The following is a 15,321-nucleotide window of genomic DNA, read 5'->3' on the forward strand; positions in this document are numbered from 1 at the left end:
GCGATCAGCCGAAGCGACCGGTGATGTAGTCCTGCGTCTCTTTGCGCGCCGGGTTCATGAAGATCTGGTCGGTCTCGCCGAACTCCACCAGCTCGCCCAGGTACATATAGGCGGTGTAGTCGGAGCAGCGCGCCGCCTGCTGCATATTGTGGGTGACGATGGCGATGGTGTAATCCTGCTTCAGTTCGCTGATCAGCTCTTCCACTTTCGAGGTCGAGATCGGATCCAGCGCCGACGTCGGCTCGTCGAGCAGCAGCACGTCCGGCTTCACCGCCACGCCGCGCGCGATGCACAGGCGCTGCTGCTGGCCGCCCGACAGCGACAGACCGCTCTTGGTCAGCTTGTCCTTGACTTCGCCCCACAGCGCGGCCTTCTTCAGCGCCCATTCAACGCGCTCGTCCATCTCGCCTTTCGACAGGTCTTCATACAGGCGCACGCCGAAAGCGATATTGTCGTAGATCGACATCGGGAACGGGGTCGGCTTCTGGAACACCATGCCGACCTTGGCGCGCAGCATGTTGACGTCCTGGCCTTCTTCCAGGATGTTACGGCCGCGGTACATGATCGAACCTTCGGCGCGCTGGCCCGGGTACAGATCGTACATGCGGTTCAGGGTACGCAGCAGCGTCGACTTGCCGCAGCCGGACGGGCCGATGAAGGCCGTCACTTGCTTTTCGTGGATGTCCAGGTTGACGTTGGTCAGGCTCTGGGTCTTACCGTAGAAAAAATTCAGACCCGAAATCTCGATGGTCTTGCGTTTGCCGTTCATGGCTACCACGTTCTCTTGGCTCAGTTGCGTATTCATTATTGATCGCTTTATCAGGATGAGTTTAATTCGGTGCTTTTTGGCTGAACACGGTGCGCGACAGGATGTTGAGTGCCAACACGCTGAACGTCACCAGCAGCGCGCCGCCCCAGGCCAGCTCGCGCCAGTTGTCGTAAGGGCTCATGGCGAAGCCGTAGATCACCACCGGCAGATTGGCCATCGGCGCATTCATGTCGGCGCTGAAGAATTGGTTGTTCAGTGCGGTGAACAGCAGCGGCGCGGTCTCGCCCGAGATGCGGGCCACGGCCAGCAGCACGCCGGTGATCACGCCGGCCTTGACGGCGCGCAGGCGCACCATCATCGCCACTTTCCAGCGCGGGGCGCCCAGCGCGAACGCCGCTTCCAGCAGGCTGTTCGGCACAAGGCGCAGCATATTGTCGGTGGTGCGCACCACCACCGGCACCGCGATCAGCGCCAGCGCCACCGAACCGGCGTAACCGGAATAGTGCTTGGCGGTCGCCACGTACATGGCCCAGACGAACATGCCGATCACGATCGACGGCGCCGACAGCATGATGTCGGTGACGAAGCGGGTGACGGCGGCGACCTTGTTCTCTTCGCCGTACTCGGCCAGGTAGATGCCGGCCAGGATGCCGATCGGCGTGCTGATCACGGTAGCCAGGCCGACGATCATCAGCGAACCGACGATGGCGTTGGCCAGGCCGCCGCCTTCGCTGCCTGGGGCCGGCGTGGTCTGGGTGAACATGTGAACGCTGAGCGCGCCGAAGCCCTTGACGGCCAGCGTGATCAGGATCCACGCCAGCACCAGCAGGCCGACCGACATCGCGGCCACGGACAGCGCGATGCCGATGCGGTGCGTCAGCAGCCGTTTGCGGTAGACCGGGTTGATAGCTTGATTCATTATTTGACGCCTTCCTTGCGGGACATGCCAGCCAGCATCAGCTTGGCGGCGGACAGAACGATAAAGGTAATCACGAACAGGATCAGCGCCAGTGCAAACAGCGACGAGGTGTGCAGCGGCGTGTCGGCTTCGGCGAACTCGTTGGCCAGCGTCGAGGCGATCGAGTTACCGGCAGCGAACAGCGACCACGACAGCTTGTTGGCGTTGCCGATGACGAAGGTCACGGCCATGGTCTCGCCCAGCGCGCGGCCCAGGCCCAGCATGACGCCGCCGACCACGCCGGTCTTGGTGTAAGGCAGCACGATCTTGCGCACCACTTCCCAGCGGGTGCAGCCCAGGCCGTAAGCCGATTCCTTCAGCACCGCCGGCACGATCTCGAACACGTCGCGCATCACCGAGGAGATGAAGGGGATGATCATCACCGCCAGGATCAGCGCGGCGGTCAGGATGCCGATGCCCATGGTCGGGCCGCTGAAGAACTGGCCGATGATGGGCAGATGGCCGATGGTGTTTTTCAGGAAGGGCTGCACGTAGTCGCCGAACAGCGGCGCGAACACGAACAAGCCCCACATGCCGTAGATGATGGACGGCACGCCGGCCAGCAGCTCAACGGCCGTGCCCAGCGGACGGCGCAGGCCGGCCGGGCAGATCTCGGTCAGGAACAGGGCGATGCCGAAGCTGACCGGGAAGGCGATCAGCAGCGCGATGCCGGAGGTGGCCAGGGTGCCGACGATGGCGATCAGCGCGCCGTACTTGTCGTTGACCGGATCCCACTCGACGGTGGTGATGAAGGCCGGGCCGAATTCCTTGAAGGCCGGCCAGGCGCCCACCATCAGCGAGATGATGATCCCCAGCAGCACCGCCAGCACGGACAGTGCGAACAACATCGTGGTCTTGTGAAAGAAGAAGTCCTGGATGCGCTGGTTGCGCATGGTGCGGTGCATGGCCTGGGTGGCTGCGTGCTCGGCGGCCGTCAAGGCGGCGGTGGCGGTGTTCATGGCCGGCTCCGGTTTGTTCAGTGGCGTGGAAGTGATATCAGCGCTCATATGGTTGTCTCGTGGATGGTAGCTAGCCTGCGGCTCCCGGTCGGGAGGCGCAGGCTAACCCCCTCGCCGTCCGCGCTGTGCTGCGGCGCGGCGAAGGGACGGTCCGGATTAGTAGATGGCTTTACCGGAAGCGTCTTTCAGGTTGGCTTTCCAGGCATCCTGAACCAGTTTGACAACCGATGCTGGCAGTGGAACGTAGTCCAGTTCGGTGGCAGCGGTGCCGCCGTTTTTGAAGGCCCAGTCGAAGAACTTGATGACTTCCTTGCCTTTGTTGGCGTCAGCCTGTGCTTTGTGCATCAGGATGAAGGACACGCCGGTGATCGGCCACGAGTTCTTGCCGGCCTGGTCGGTCAGCACCACGCCGAAGCCTGGGGTCTTGGTCCACTCGGCATTGGCGGCGGCGGCCTTGAAGAAGTCGTCGTCAGGCTGCAGGAAGTTGCCGTCCTTGTTTTTCAGCTGGGTGTGCGACATCTTGTTTTTCTTGGCGAAGGCCCACTCGACGTAGCCGATCGAACCCTTGATGCGCTGCACGTTTGCGGCCACGCCTTCGTTACCCTTGCCGCCTACGCCCACGGCCCATTTCACGGCAGCGTCGGCGCCGATCTTGGTCTTGAACTCAGGGCTGGTTTTCGACAGGAAGTCGGTGAACAGGAAGGTGGTGCCCGAACCGTCGGCGCGGTGCACAACGGTGATTTCATCGGCCGGCAGCTTCACGCCCGGGTTCAGCGCGGCGATGGCGGCGTCGTTCCACTTGGTGATCTTGCCCAGGTAGATGTCGCCAACGACTGGACCGGTCAGCTTCAGCTGGCCAGGGGTGATGCCGTCCAGGTTGACCACGGTGACCACGCCACCCATGATGGCTGGGAACTGCATCAGGCCTTCGGCGTCCAGTTCAGCGGCGCTCAGCGGCTTGTCCGATGCGCCGAAATCGACGGTCTTGGCCTTGATCTGCTTGATACCGGCACCCGAACCGACGGACTGATAGTTCAGGCCGTTGCCGGTGGCGGCTTTGTACGACTCGGCCCACTTGGCGTAGATCGGGTAAGGGAAGGTGGCGCCGGCGCCGGTCATATCGGCGGCGTTGGCGGCAGACGAGAAGGCCATTACAGCCGCTACGCCAACCACCAGGGAGGAAAACAGTTGTTTCATTCGCATATCAAGTCCTTTTGTTATGACAGGTTAGGATGCTGCGCAGTCTACCGGGGCAATATGACAGGTTTATGACATGACCGAAATATGTCCAAAATAGTTATTTAACCCTGCCCGGACTGCGCTCCCCCTCTGAAAACAGGCCAGGGCGACGCTGGGTTGCGCTCATATATTACGCCCTCCTGTCATAATTGCGACGTCACAAACGTCATTTATGACATGGCGTGTCACGCAGCTGTCATATTTCTTATTTACACTGTTGCATCATTCTTCCGCAATAAAGGATAGAATGAGCTTACCTGCAAAGTGAACAAAAAGACATGAAGCCTGACTTGCATGCTGAAGTAAACAAGAACTCCGCGTTTCTGGACCGGGAACTGTCGCAACTGATGTTCAACCGGCGCGTCCTCGCGCAGGCCGAAGACAAGAGCATCCCCTTATTAGAGCGGCTGCGCTACCTGTGCATCGCCAGCAGCAACCTCGATGAGTTCTTCGAAGTGCGCGTGGCCAGCCTGCTGGCGGCCGGCAGCGTCGAAGGCTCGCTGTCCAACCATCCGGCGCTGGTCGCCACGCTGTCGCGCATCAGCAATGAATGCCACGCGCTGGTCGCCCACCAGTATGAGATCCTCAACCAGGAAGTACTGCCCCAGCTGGCCGCCAACGGCGTACACCTGGTGCGCCACAACGAACGCAACGAAGCGCAGCGCGCCTGGGTCAAGGAATACTTCGACACCGAGGTGCGGCCGCTGCTGACACCTATCGGCCTCGACCCGGCCCACCCCTTCCCGCAAGTCGTCAACAAGAGTCTTAATTTCATCGTCTCGCTGTCCGGCAAGGACGCCTTCGGCCGCGGCACCGCCATCGCGATCGTCAAAGCGCCGCGCGTGCTGCCGCGCGTGATCCGCCTGCCCGACCATTTGTCGAAGAGCGGCGGCGTCTCGTTCTGCCTGCTGTCGTCGATCATCCACGCCCACATCTCCGACCTGTTCGCCGGCCGCGAAGTGATCGCCTATTCGCAGTTCCGCGTCACCCGCGACTCCGACCTGTGGGTGGACGAGGACGAGGTCAAGAACCTGCGCCAGGCGCTCAAGGGCGAGCTGCAAGGCCGCCAGTTCGGCACCTCGGTGCGGCTGGAAGTGGCCAAGAACTGCCCGCCGGAACTGTCGCAGTTCCTGCTTGACCAGTTCGGCCTGCACCAGAGCCGGCTGTACGCCGTCAACGGCCCGGTCAATCTGGTGCGCCTGACCGAGATCATGGACCACGTCAACAACCCGGCGCTGCGCTTCCCGCCCTTCTTCCCCGGCATCGCGCAAAAGCCCGGCAGCCCGGACATCTTCGCCGCCCTGCGCGACGGCGACATCCTGCTGCACCACCCGTTCCAGTCCTTCCAGACGGTGATCGACTTCATCCGCAGCGCCGCGCTCGACCCGGCCGTGGTGGCGATCAAGCAGACCATCTACCGCACCGGCATGAACTCGGACCTGATGGAATCGCTGATCCTCGCCGCGCAGTCCGGCAAGGAAGTGACGGTCATCGTCGAACTGAAGGCGCGCTTCGATGAAGAAGCCAACATCAACTGGGCCGACAAGCTGGAACAGGCTGGCGCCCAGGTGGTGTACGGCGTGGTCGGCCTGAAGACCCACGCCAAGGTGGCGCTGGTGATACGCCGCGAGGACAGCAAGCTGCGCTTCTACGCCCACCTCGGCACCGGCAACTACCACCCGACCACCACCAAGTTCTACACCGACTTCGGCCTGCTGACCAGCCACCCCGGCATCAGCCAGGAAGTGAACGAAGTGTTCATCCACCTGACCAGCCTGACCAAGCCGCACCGCCTCACGCACCTGTGGCTGGCGCCGTTCGCGCTGCAGAACGAAATCATCAAGGCCATCCGCAACGAAGCGCGCATCGCCCGCGCCGGACGCCCCGGCCGCATCATCGTCAAGATCAACGCGCTGGTCGACGAATCGGTGATACGCGCGCTGTACGCCGCCTCCAAGGATGGCGTCAAGATCGACCTGATCGTGCGCGGCGCCTGCACGCTCAAGCCCGGCGTGCCCGGCCTGTCGGAAAACATCCGGGTGCGCTCCATCATCGGCCGTTTCCTGGAGCACAGCCGCATCTACTATTTCCGCAACGACCTGGCGCACGACATCATGCTGGCCAGCGCCGACTGGATGAGCCGCAACCTGTTCCGCCGCATCGAAGTCGCCTTCCCGATTCTGGACAAGGCGCTCAAGCGGCGCGTGCTGGCCGAGGGCTTGAATCCGTATTTAAAGGATAATATGAACGCATGGGAGCTGGAGGCGGACGGCCACTACCAGCGCCGCAAGGCGCGCGGCAAGCAGCCCCACTACAGCGCACAGCAGCACCTGATGGACACGCTGGGCATGGCGGGCGCCCAGCTCGGGGAGTAAGCAAGGAAGGCGCCGCCGGGAGGTGGCGCGGGGATCTTTTTTCACATGTCGCTCAGGAGAAAAACATGGATCTCATTTTATGGCGGCACGCCGAGGCCGAGGACGCCGGCCCCGGCATGTCCGATCTGGAGCGGGCACTGACGGTCAAGGGCCAGAAGCAGGCCCGCCGCATGGGCCAATGGCTGGACTCCCAGCTGCCCGACAGCTGCCGCATCCTGGTCAGCCCGGCCGTGCGCACGCTGCAAACGGTGGAAGCGCTGGGCCGCAAGTACAAGATGCACACCGACCTGGCGCCCGGCGCCGACCCGTCCGACATCCTCAAGGCCGCCAACTGGCCGGGCAACAAGGAATCGGTGCTGGTGGTCGGCCACCAGCCGACGCTGGGCCAGGTGGCCGCGCTGTTGCTAACCGGCGACGATCTCGAATGGGATATCCGCAAGGCCAGCGCCTGGTGGTTCGCCCAGCGCGACCCCGGCAATCCGGCCAGCGTCTACCTCAAGGCAGTGATGGCGGCCGACCTCGTCGTTAAATAAATAGCCGCAGAGCTTGCAAAGCGGCAACCGTCTGCTAAAGTTTAATCGTAACAACTTGAGGGAGGGTTACCATGTTCACCTTGCTCGCAATGGGGATCTTCGGCGGGATGATCGCCTTGGTCGTGTACGAAATCATCGAGGAAACACGCGGCAGCAAACACAAATTGATCGACCGCTATCACGAATAGCCATCGCTTCACTGAAGCAGCATCGGCGCCAGCGGCGTGTCCCGATCGGGCCCGCCTCTCGCGCCGATCATCGTTTACAGACCGGTCTTGAACTTGGTGTAGATGCGCGTGATATTGCGGCGGATATCGGCCGGCACCGCTTCCGGCGCGGCCATGCGTTGTTTATCGGCGTCGGACAAAAACACGGTATGGTTGGCGGCGATATCCTTACGCACGAACTTCAGGCTGGCCGTGTTCGGATTGGCGTAGAACACCTTGTTGGTCAGGCTGGCGTGCACTTCCGGGCGCATGATGTAGTTGATCCACAGATGGGCATTGTTCGGATGCGGCGCATCGGCCGGGATCGCCATCGTGTCGAACACCAGCGCAGCCGCGGTCTTCGGCACCAGCACCTCGATCACATTGCCGTTCTTGGCGTCGATCGCGCGCTGGCGGGCGATGCTGATATCGCCCGACCAGCCCAGCGCCACGCACACCGCGCCATTGGCCATGTCGTTGATATAGCCCGACGAGCTGAACAGCGTGACGTTGGGGCGGATCGCTTGCAGCAGCTTGCCTGCCTCGGCGTAGTCGGCGGCGTTCTTCGAGTAGGCCGGCTTGCCCAGATACAGCAGCGCGGCCGGCAGCACCTCGGACGGCGAATCGAGGAAGGACACGCCGCACGATTTGAGCTTGGACGCGTACTTCGGATTGAAGATCAGGTCCCAGGCATTGTCCGGCATCGGCATGCCGCCCAGCGCGGCCTTGACCTTGTTGACGTTGATGCCGACCGTGGTATAGCCCCACAGCCAGTCGACCAGGTATTCATTGTTCGGATCGATGCTGGCCAGCTTGGCCTGGATCGCCGGGTCCATGTTTTTCAGGTTGCTGAGCTTGCTTTTGTCCAGCTTGCGCAGCAGCTTGCCGTCGATCTGCAGGCGCGCCCATTGCGCGGTCGGCACCACGATGTCGTAGCCCGACTTGCCGGCGGCCAGTTTGGAATTGAGGATTTCGTTGTTGTCGAACAGATCGTAGCGGACCTTGATACCGGTTTCTTTTTCAAAGTTTTTAACCGTATCGTCGGCGATGTAATCCGACCAGTTGTAGATATTGAGGACTTTCTCCTCCTGCGCCTGCGCCGCGACCTGCCCTGCGCCGGCCATCAGGCCAGCCGCCACCAGCATCGTACCAACGAACTTCCCTGCCATAGCCCCTCCGAGTGGAATCAATCACAAGCCGTGATGATCGGGCATAGCCAGTTCCGACGCAAGGAATTCGTTAGAAATATCCGTCTGAAACGTCAACCCAGCATATCGAACAGCGTGCCCGACTTGCCGCCCGCACCGTTGATCGCGCTGCCGGCGCCGGTCTGGGCCTGGGCCGTGTACAGCGCCACCAGCGCCGTGGCCTGGGCCGTCAGCGCCTTGGTCATCACCGCGCGCCGGCCGTTGATGCTGGTGATCTCGCGGCCCAGCAGGCTGGCCTCCTTGCTGATCGTGCCGCTGTCCGAGGTCAGCGCCGCCGCCTTCGACGATAGCAGATCGGCAATCCCCTTGCCGCCGTTGGTGAACAGCTTGCCCACCGCGGCCGAATCGGCGGCCAGCGCCGCCTGCAGCTTCTTATCGTCCAGCACCAGCTGGCCGTCGCGGTCCTGGCTGATGCCGGCCGCGTTCAGCGCCGTGATCGACACGCTGCCGCCGCCCGTCTTCAGCAGCAGGCCCAGCTGGCTGGTGACCTGGCCCATGGCGGTGTCCGACTTCAGATCGCCCTTCTGCAAGGCTTGCAGCTTCTTGTTCAAATCGTTGTAGGCGCTGACGAAGGCCTTCAGGTTGGTGCCGACCTGGCTGGGGTCTTGCGTGACGGTGACGTCGGTCTTGCCGGTGCCGGTCAGCGTCAGCGTCATGCCGGCGATGCCCTTGTCCTTGTCCAGCGTGTTGCTTGCGCTGGTGACATCCTTGCCGTCGACGGTCAGGATCGCATCCATGGCGGCGCTGGTCTGCTTCATTTTCTGGCTGCCGGCCGGATCGTAGCCGAGCAGGCTTTTCAGCATCGCATCGCCGCTGGCGCTGATGCGCATGCTGTTGGCCGCGCCGCTGGGGCCGGCGATCGCCAGCGAAAACTTGCCATCGTCCCCCTTGACCACCTTGACGTCGACGCCGGCCGCCTTGAACGCGGCGGCGATGCCGTCCAGCGTATTGTTGCTGCTGTCGATGGTGATGGATTTGCTGGCCGCGCCCGGATTGGCCTTGAAGCCCTTGTCCTCGCCGACGGTGCCGAAGTCGATCTTGACGGTGGTGGCGGCGCCCGAACCGATCTTGGCGTCGGCCGCCGCGAAGGCATCGCTGGTCAGGAACTGGCCCTGGGCCAGCTGCTTGACGTTGACCGCATAGGTGCCGGCCTTGGCGGTGCCGGTGGAGGCGGCGGTCAGCACATTCTTGACCGAGGTCGCGGCGCTGGTGCTCAGTCCGCTGCCGGTCAAGCCGGATGCGACCGACTGGAAATTCGCCAGCGCGCTTTGCAGCTGGCCCAGCGCCGACAGCTTGGTCTGGTCGTTCTTCAACGTCGTATTGAGCTTGGTCGCCGCCTTGTTCTGCGACGCCATGGTCTGCTGGACGCGGTTGTAGATATCGTTCGACACCGTCGAACTGCCGGTATTGCCGTTGGAATTAATGCTGGAAGTCGCCATGATCCGATCCGCCTTGGGTTGGTTAGCCATTATGCAATACTGGCGAAAACCTCAAAGCCCAGAACAGAGGGCTGTTTGCCCTCCAATCCACGACCATCAGCGCTACCAGCGCGGCGGCGCGGAGCCCAGCTCGCTGGCCGGCCTGTCCCACGCCATGGCCGCGCCTTCGATGCGGACCGGCGGCGCAAGGCGCCGCGCCGCCCCCCAGGCCGTCTGCTCCAGCCCCGGCGCCAGATCCGCATCGCCGAACGCTGCCAGAGCAGGCTCGGCCGCAGCGCCCAACGGCGGCGACATCTGCTCCAGCAGCAGCGCCGTGCGCGCCAGCGACAAGCGCGCCTGCGTCGCCCGCCCCTCCTGCAGCCGATACAGCAATCCGCGCACCGCCGCAGCAGCCACCAGATACCCGGTCGCATGGTCCAGCGCCTGCACCGGCAAAGGCACAGGCTTTGCCGCCCCCTGCCACTGCATGCCGCGCTGCGCTATGCCCGCGCTCATCTGCACCAGACTGTCGAAACCGCGCCGTCCGCTCAGCGGCCCGGTCCAGCCGTAGGCGTCCAGCGCCACATCGACCAGCCCCGGATTCAAGCGCCGCCGCGCCGCCTCGCCAAAGCCCAGCCGCTCCAGCGCCTCCCGACGATAACCATGGACCAGCACATCGGCCTGCCCCAGCAACTCCTCGAACACGGCGCGATCCTGCGCCAGCCGCAAGTCCAGCCGCGCGCAGCGCTTGCCCAAGGTCACTTCCGGTATCACGCCCGGCTCGCTCCAGTCCGGTGCATCGATGCGCAGCACGTCCGCGCCATACCCCGCCAGAAACCGCGTCGCCACCGGCCCGGCCAGCACCCGCGTCAGGTCCAGCACCTTCAGCCCCGCGAGCGGCCGCGACGGTGTCGCCGCCCAGCCCACATTGAAACTGCCGGCCTGCCCAGCCTGCGCCACCAGCGGCTCGGCCGCCACCGCCCGCCCCTGCTCATGCGCCGCCCATTCCGCGCTCGACCGCATCATCGCCGCGCAGCCGCCCTGCGCCACCACCGCCGCTTCCAGCTCGGCGCCGCGCCACGCCGCCACCGCCCGCGCCACCGCCGCGCGCTCCACCGGCGTCCCCAGCACGGCCAGCGCCGCATCGCGATGATGGAGGGCGTTGGTGTGCAAGCGTATCCAGCCGTCCGCCGTCGGGTAATCGCCGGCCACCGGATCCCACAACGGCGGCCGCTCCCAACCCACCGGATGCAGCGACCAGCCGAACCACAGCGACGCCAGCCGGCGGTCGACCACGACCTCCGCCGCCGGCCCGCCCTGCGCCGCGATCAGCTGCCGCACCGCCAGCGCCGCCGCGCCGACCGAGGCCGCTGCCAGTTCCGTCACCGCGTAACACGACGGCAATGCGCCCTCGCCGGCCAGGGTCACGCACTCCGGCGCCGGCAAGGACAGCGCGGACGAAATAGCTTCCAACATTTTAGACATGAGCGCTCCAGGAATTGATATGCTGTCCCAGCTTAGGACCGCCCACAGGGGGCGTCAATCTTGACTTGAAGCGTCAACATAGGAATCCGAGATGGTCTGGATGACAGCGGCAGAAGCGCTGAATGTATTGAATGTCCGCCCGCAGACGCTGTACGCCAACGTCAGCCGGGGGAAGATCCGCGCCAAGTCCGACGCCGACGATCCGCGCCGCAGCCTCTACCATCGCGACGACATCCTGCGCATGGCCAAGCGCAGCAACGGCCGCCGCAAGATAGAGGCGGTCTCCGCGCAAGCGATGCAATGGGGCGATCCGGTGCTGCCGTCCGCCCTCTCCACCGCCGCCGACGGCCGCCTGCTTTATCGCGGCCGCGACGCCGTCACGCTGTCCGAAACCGCCACGCTGGAAGACATTGCCGACCTGCTGTGGCAAGCCGAGCCAGGCCAGGTGCTGGCCGCAACGGCAGCCGCCGCGAACGCGGCAGCAACGGCACCCGCCGTCAGTGCGCGCCCCGCCAGCGCCTTGGGCGCCGGCCTGCTGGCCCTCGCGCTGCGCAGCGCCACCGACGCTCCCTCGCTGGGCCGTCCAGCCGCCGAACTGCGCGCCGAAGCCGCCAGCGTCCTGTCCACGCTCACGGCAGCCATGATGGCCGCCCCGGCCGACAACAACCACGCCACCATCAGCCAGCGCCTCGCACTAGCCTGGCAGCGCCCCGCCGCCGAAGACCTGCTGCGCCGCGCCCTGGTGCTGATGGCCGACCACGAACTGAACGCCTCCACCTTCGCCACCCGCGTCGCCATCTCCACCGGCGCCTCGCTGGCGGCCGGGGTGCTGGCCGGCTTCACCACGCTGACCGGCCCGTTGCACGGCGGCGCCTCCGCAGAATTCGCCCAACTGGTCGCCTCGGCCAACCAGCACGGCGCCGGCACCGCAGTCCAGGCATGGCTAGCCAGCGGCCGCCCACTGCCCGGCTTCGGCCACAAACTGTATGCCGAAGGCGACCCGCGCGCCCGCGCCCTGCTGGAGTTACTACCGGAATTACATCCGCACACAGACCTCGCCGCCGCAGCCGAAGCGCAGGCGGGGGAATTGCCGAACATTGATTTTGCGCTGACCCTGCTGGCCGCCGCCCACGAACTGCCGGACGACGCACCGTTCATCCTGTTCGCACTGGGCCGCTGCGTAGGCTGGCTGGCGCATGCACTCGAACAAGTGCAGGCCAACCGCCTGATCCGCCCCAGAGCCCGCTACGTGGGGCCTAGCGCAGGAACTTATTGATCGCGCTGGAAGTGATGGAGTCCAGATTGAGGAATTGGTAGCCGATCTTGAAATGATCGCCACTGAAGATGCAATACGTCACCTTGGAGCGGCAACTGAGCAGCTGCGCCTTGCCGTCGATGAACAGCTCGAACGACAGCTGCCCCATATGCCCAGCCCCCAGCTTGTGCTCGAAATTGAGCGACAAGCCATGCGCGCTGATATCGATCGTGCGTCCCTGCAGGGGCGGCATGCCGTCCATAATCACCACCGCCTTGGCGCGCACGATCTTGCGCGCTACCGACCTTTGATCAACTAACACTATCCTGTCCTTTGTACGTATTCTTTAGCAACTAAGCTTTAGCAACCAAGCTTTAACAATTAAGCAGCATTGACGATTACAACACGTAACAATACAACGTTATTGGATTTCGCGCAGCTTATTAAAAGCATCGTCGATACGATCGACAGCAATGATCGTCATGCCCTCGATCGGCTGCTTGGGCGCATTGGCGCTCGGTATCATCGCCATCGAGAAGCCCAGCTTGGCCGCCTCGCGCAGACGCTCCTGCCCGCGCGGCGCCGGCCGGATCTCGCCCGCCAGGCCCACCTCGCCGAACACCACGAAGCCACGCGGCAGCGGCTTGCTGCGCATCGATGAATTAATCGCCAACAGCACCGCCAAGTCGGCCGCCGGCTCGGTGATCTTCACCCCGCCCACCGCGTTGATGAACACGTCCTGGTCGAAGGCCGCGATGCCCGCATGGCGGTGCAACACCGCCAACAACATCGCCAAGCGATTCTGCTCCAAACCCACCGACAAGCGGCGCGCGTTAGGCAGGTGGCTGGCATCGACCAGCGCCTGGATTTCGACCAGCAAGGGACGCGTGCCCTCCTGCGTCACCATCACGCAGGAGCCGGGCACCTGGTTGTCGTGCTGCGACAGGAACAGCGCCGACGGATTCGACACGCCCTTCAAGCCCTTCTCCGTCATCGCAAACACGCCCAGCTCATTGACCGCGCCGAAACGGTTCTTGATAGCCCGCACCAGACGGAAGCTGGAATGGTTGTCGCCCTCGAAGTACAGCACCGTATCGACGATGTGCTCCAGCACGCGCGGCCCGGCCAGCGCGCCCTCCTTCGTCACGTGGCCGACCAGGATGATGGTGATGCCGGTCTGCTTGGCCACCCGCGTCAGCTGCGCCGCGCACTCGCGCACCTGCGCCACCGAACCAGGTGCCGAGCTCAACGCATCTGAATAAACAGTTTGGATCGAATCGATGACCGCCACTTCCGGCTTCAGGTCCGCCAGCGTGCCGAGGATTTTCTCCAGCTGGATCTCCGCCTGCAGCTTCAAGTCGCGGGCATCGATGTTCAGCCGCTTGGCCCGCAGCGCGATCTGCGCGCCGGACTCCTCGCCGCTGACATACAGCACCCGCTTCAGATGCGACACATTGGCCAGCGCCTGCAACAGCAAGGTCGACTTGCCGATGCCTGGATCGCCGCCGATCAGCACCACGCCGCCCGCCACCAGGCCGCCGCCCAGCACGCGGTCGAATTCCTCGATGCCGGTGCCGAAGCGCGGCACGTCAATGGCGTCGATATCGGCCAGCGACAGCACCGGCGCCGTCTGCGCCAGCGACAGGTGCTGCGGCTGCGAATAACGGTTGTTGCCGCCCGCCTCGATGACGGTCTCCACCATCGTGTTCCACTGCTGGCAGGACGAACACTGGCCGGTCCACTTGGTGGCCGTGCCGCCGCACTCGCTGCAGGTGTAATTGGTTTTTGCCTTGGCCATCAGATCAGCCTTCAACCACGGGCACGCGCTGGGCCAGCGCGCACATCAGCTCATAGCCGATGGTGCCGGCGGCCGTGGCCACCTCGTCGATCGGCATGCCCTGGCCCCACAGCGTCACCTTGCTGCCCACCCGCGCCGATGGCAAGTCGGTCAAGTCCACGGTCAGCATGTCCATCGACACCCGCCCCACCAGCCGGGTGCGGACGCCGTCGACCAGCGCCGGCGTGCCCATCGGCGCGCTGCGCGGGTAGCCGTCCGCATAGCCGCAGGCCACCACGCCGATCCGCATCGGCCCCTCGGCCTGGAAGCGGCTGCCGTAACCGACCACGTCGCCGGCGACGATGTTCTGGATGCCGATGATCTCGCTGCTCAGCGTCATGCAAGGCTGCAGGCCGAACGATTCCGCCGTGGCGCCGCCCGGCGAGCCGCCGTACAGCATGATGCCCGGACGTATCCAGTCGTTGCGCAAGGTTTTCTGGTGCATCAGCACGCCCGCCGAATTCGACAGGCTGCGGCTGCCGGCCAGTCCGGCCGTGCCCAGCTCGAAGCGGCGCACCTGCTCGGCAATCGGCAGCAGCGGATGCTCGGCGTCGTCGGCGTTGGCGAAGTGGGTAATCATGGTGATGCTGCCGACGCAGGACATGGCGCTCAGGCGCGCATGCGCGGCGGCGTAGGCGTCCGGCATGAAGCCGAGACGGTTCATGCCGCTGTTCATTTTAAGATGCAGATCAAATTGGACGCCGCGCGCGCTCAGGTCCGCCTGCGCCGCTTCCAGCCATTCCAGTTGCTCGTTGCAATGCACGGCGGCCTGCAAACCGTAGTCGGCCATGGTCTCCAGATCGGCCGGATCGAAGTATCCCTCTAATAACAGGATGGGCTTGTTCCAGCCCATCTCGCGCAGGCGCACGGCGTAGTCGACCTCCACCAGCGCCAGGCCGTCGGCGTCGGCAAAGCCGCGCATCGCCCGCTCCAGGCCGTGGCCGTAGCCGTTCGCCTTGAGGACGCCCCAGGCCTTGGCGCCCGGCGCATTGGCCTTGGCGCGGGCCAGGTTATGCTTCATGGAATCAACGTGGATGGTTGCGACGATCGGCCGGGGCATAAGCATTCTTTGCAGAGAA

The 15,321-nt window shown here is 64.3% G+C and carries 13 protein-coding genes; 3 read left to right on the plus strand and 10 right to left on the minus strand.

The window, feature by feature from the left end; genetic code table 11:
• Positions 1-4: 4 nt before the first annotated feature.
• From pstB to pstS, 4 genes are all read right to left on the minus strand, one after another.
• Complete coding sequence (gene pstB, locus GEV01_RS20060; RefSeq protein WP_008447305.1) at positions 5-805, minus strand: phosphate ABC transporter ATP-binding protein PstB; 801 nt, start codon at positions 803-805, stop codon at positions 5-7.
• A gap of 25 nt (positions 806-830) precedes the next feature.
• Positions 831-1,688: a phosphate ABC transporter permease PstA gene (gene pstA / locus GEV01_RS20065; RefSeq protein ID WP_152807323.1), complete on the minus strand. Its 858-nt coding sequence runs from the start codon at positions 1,686-1,688 to the stop codon at positions 831-833.
• Positions 1,688-2,686: a phosphate ABC transporter permease subunit PstC gene (gene pstC, locus GEV01_RS20070; protein WP_152807592.1), complete on the minus strand. Its 999-nt coding sequence runs from the start codon at positions 2,684-2,686 to the stop codon at positions 1,688-1,690. The genes pstA and pstC overlap by 1 nt, the downstream gene beginning before the upstream one ends.
• Before the next feature lie 156 nt (positions 2,687-2,842).
• Positions 2,843-3,889 (minus strand): phosphate ABC transporter substrate-binding protein PstS, encoded by a 1,047-nt coding sequence (gene pstS / locus GEV01_RS20075; RefSeq protein WP_152807324.1) that lies wholly within the window; start codon positions 3,887-3,889, stop codon positions 2,843-2,845.
• Between the two features lie 314 nt (positions 3,890-4,203).
• Here pstS and ppk1 point away from each other — a divergent pair, with 314 nt between their 5' ends.
• Both ppk1 and sixA read left to right on the plus strand, forming a co-directional pair.
• Positions 4,204-6,300 carry a polyphosphate kinase 1 gene (gene ppk1, locus GEV01_RS20080; RefSeq protein WP_152807325.1) on the plus strand — a complete coding sequence of 699 codons (2,097 nt, stop codon included), beginning with the start codon at positions 4,204-4,206 and terminating at the stop codon, positions 6,298-6,300.
• Between the two features lie 65 nt (positions 6,301-6,365).
• Positions 6,366-6,833, plus strand: a complete 468-nt coding sequence (gene sixA, locus GEV01_RS20085) for a phosphohistidine phosphatase SixA (RefSeq protein WP_152807326.1) — start codon at positions 6,366-6,368, stop codon at positions 6,831-6,833.
• 262 nt (positions 6,834-7,095) lie between these two features.
• Here the strand turns inward: sixA and GEV01_RS20090 are convergent, their stop codons facing one another.
• From GEV01_RS20090 to GEV01_RS20100, 3 genes are all read right to left on the minus strand, one after another.
• Positions 7,096-8,208 (minus strand): polyamine ABC transporter substrate-binding protein, encoded by a 1,113-nt coding sequence (locus tag GEV01_RS20090; protein WP_070269485.1) that lies wholly within the window; start codon positions 8,206-8,208, stop codon positions 7,096-7,098.
• 92 nt (positions 8,209-8,300) lie between these two features.
• A complete protein-coding gene (gene fliD, locus GEV01_RS20095) occupies positions 8,301-9,686 on the minus strand; it encodes a flagellar filament capping protein FliD (RefSeq protein WP_152807327.1) in 1,386 nt (461 codons plus the stop codon).
• 102 nt (positions 9,687-9,788) lie between these two features.
• On the minus strand, positions 9,789-11,141 hold the full coding sequence (locus tag GEV01_RS20100; RefSeq protein ID WP_408014835.1) for a CoA transferase: 1,353 nt from the start codon (positions 11,139-11,141) through the stop codon (positions 9,789-9,791).
• A 100-nt stretch (positions 11,142-11,241) separates the two neighbouring features.
• Between GEV01_RS20100 and GEV01_RS20105 the strand changes: the two genes are divergently transcribed.
• Entirely contained in the window at positions 11,242-12,426 is a 1,185-nt protein-coding gene (locus tag GEV01_RS20105; RefSeq protein ID WP_152807329.1) for a citrate synthase family protein, read from the plus strand.
• On the opposite strand, the gene GEV01_RS20110 is transcribed toward GEV01_RS20105, so the two are convergent.
• From GEV01_RS20110 to alr, 3 genes are all read right to left on the minus strand, one after another.
• Positions 12,407-12,727: a PilZ domain-containing protein gene (locus GEV01_RS20110; protein WP_328595567.1), complete on the minus strand. Its 321-nt coding sequence runs from the start codon at positions 12,725-12,727 to the stop codon at positions 12,407-12,409. The genes GEV01_RS20105 and GEV01_RS20110 overlap by 20 nt on opposite strands.
• Positions 12,728-12,826: 99 nt before the next feature.
• Complete coding sequence (gene radA, locus GEV01_RS20115; RefSeq protein WP_008447280.1) at positions 12,827-14,203, minus strand: DNA repair protein RadA; 1,377 nt, start codon at positions 14,201-14,203, stop codon at positions 12,827-12,829.
• Between the two features lie 4 nt (positions 14,204-14,207).
• Complete coding sequence (gene alr / locus GEV01_RS20120) at positions 14,208-15,302, minus strand: alanine racemase (protein ID WP_152807330.1); 1,095 nt, start codon at positions 15,300-15,302, stop codon at positions 14,208-14,210.
• Between the last annotated feature and the right edge of the window lie 19 nt (positions 15,303-15,321).

This window comes from Rugamonas rivuli (genome assembly GCF_009380165.1).
GTDB lineage: Bacteria > Pseudomonadota > Gammaproteobacteria > Burkholderiales > Burkholderiaceae_D > Rugamonas > Rugamonas rivuli.

Coding starts and splice junctions, on each gene's coding strand:
- fliD (WP_152807327.1), bottom strand. CDS start 9,686: ATGGCGACTTCCAGCATTAATTCCAACGGCAATACCGGCAGTTCGACG.
- GEV01_RS20105 (WP_152807329.1), top strand. CDS start 11,242: ATGGTCTGGATGACAGCGGCAGAAGCGCTGAATGTATTGAATGTCCGC.
- alr (WP_152807330.1), bottom strand. CDS start 15,302: ATGCCCCGGCCGATCGTCGCAACCATCCACGTTGATTCCATGAAGCAT.
- GEV01_RS20100 (WP_408014835.1), bottom strand. CDS start 11,141: ATGTTGGAAGCTATTTCGTCCGCGCTGTCCTTGCCGGCGCCGGAGTGC.
- radA (WP_008447280.1), bottom strand. CDS start 14,203: ATGGCCAAGGCAAAAACCAATTACACCTGCAGCGAGTGCGGCGGCACG.
- sixA (WP_152807326.1), top strand. CDS start 6,366: ATGGATCTCATTTTATGGCGGCACGCCGAGGCCGAGGACGCCGGCCCC.
- pstC (WP_152807592.1), bottom strand. CDS start 2,686: ATGAACACCGCCACCGCCGCCTTGACGGCCGCCGAGCACGCAGCCACC.
- pstS (WP_152807324.1), bottom strand. CDS start 3,889: ATGCGAATGAAACAACTGTTTTCCTCCCTGGTGGTTGGCGTAGCGGCT.
- pstB (WP_008447305.1), bottom strand. CDS start 805: ATGAATACGCAACTGAGCCAAGAGAACGTGGTAGCCATGAACGGCAAA.
- pstA (WP_152807323.1), bottom strand. CDS start 1,688: ATGAATCAAGCTATCAACCCGGTCTACCGCAAACGGCTGCTGACGCAC.
- GEV01_RS20090 (WP_070269485.1), bottom strand. CDS start 8,208: ATGGCAGGGAAGTTCGTTGGTACGATGCTGGTGGCGGCTGGCCTGATG.
- ppk1 (WP_152807325.1), top strand. CDS start 4,204: ATGAAGCCTGACTTGCATGCTGAAGTAAACAAGAACTCCGCGTTTCTG.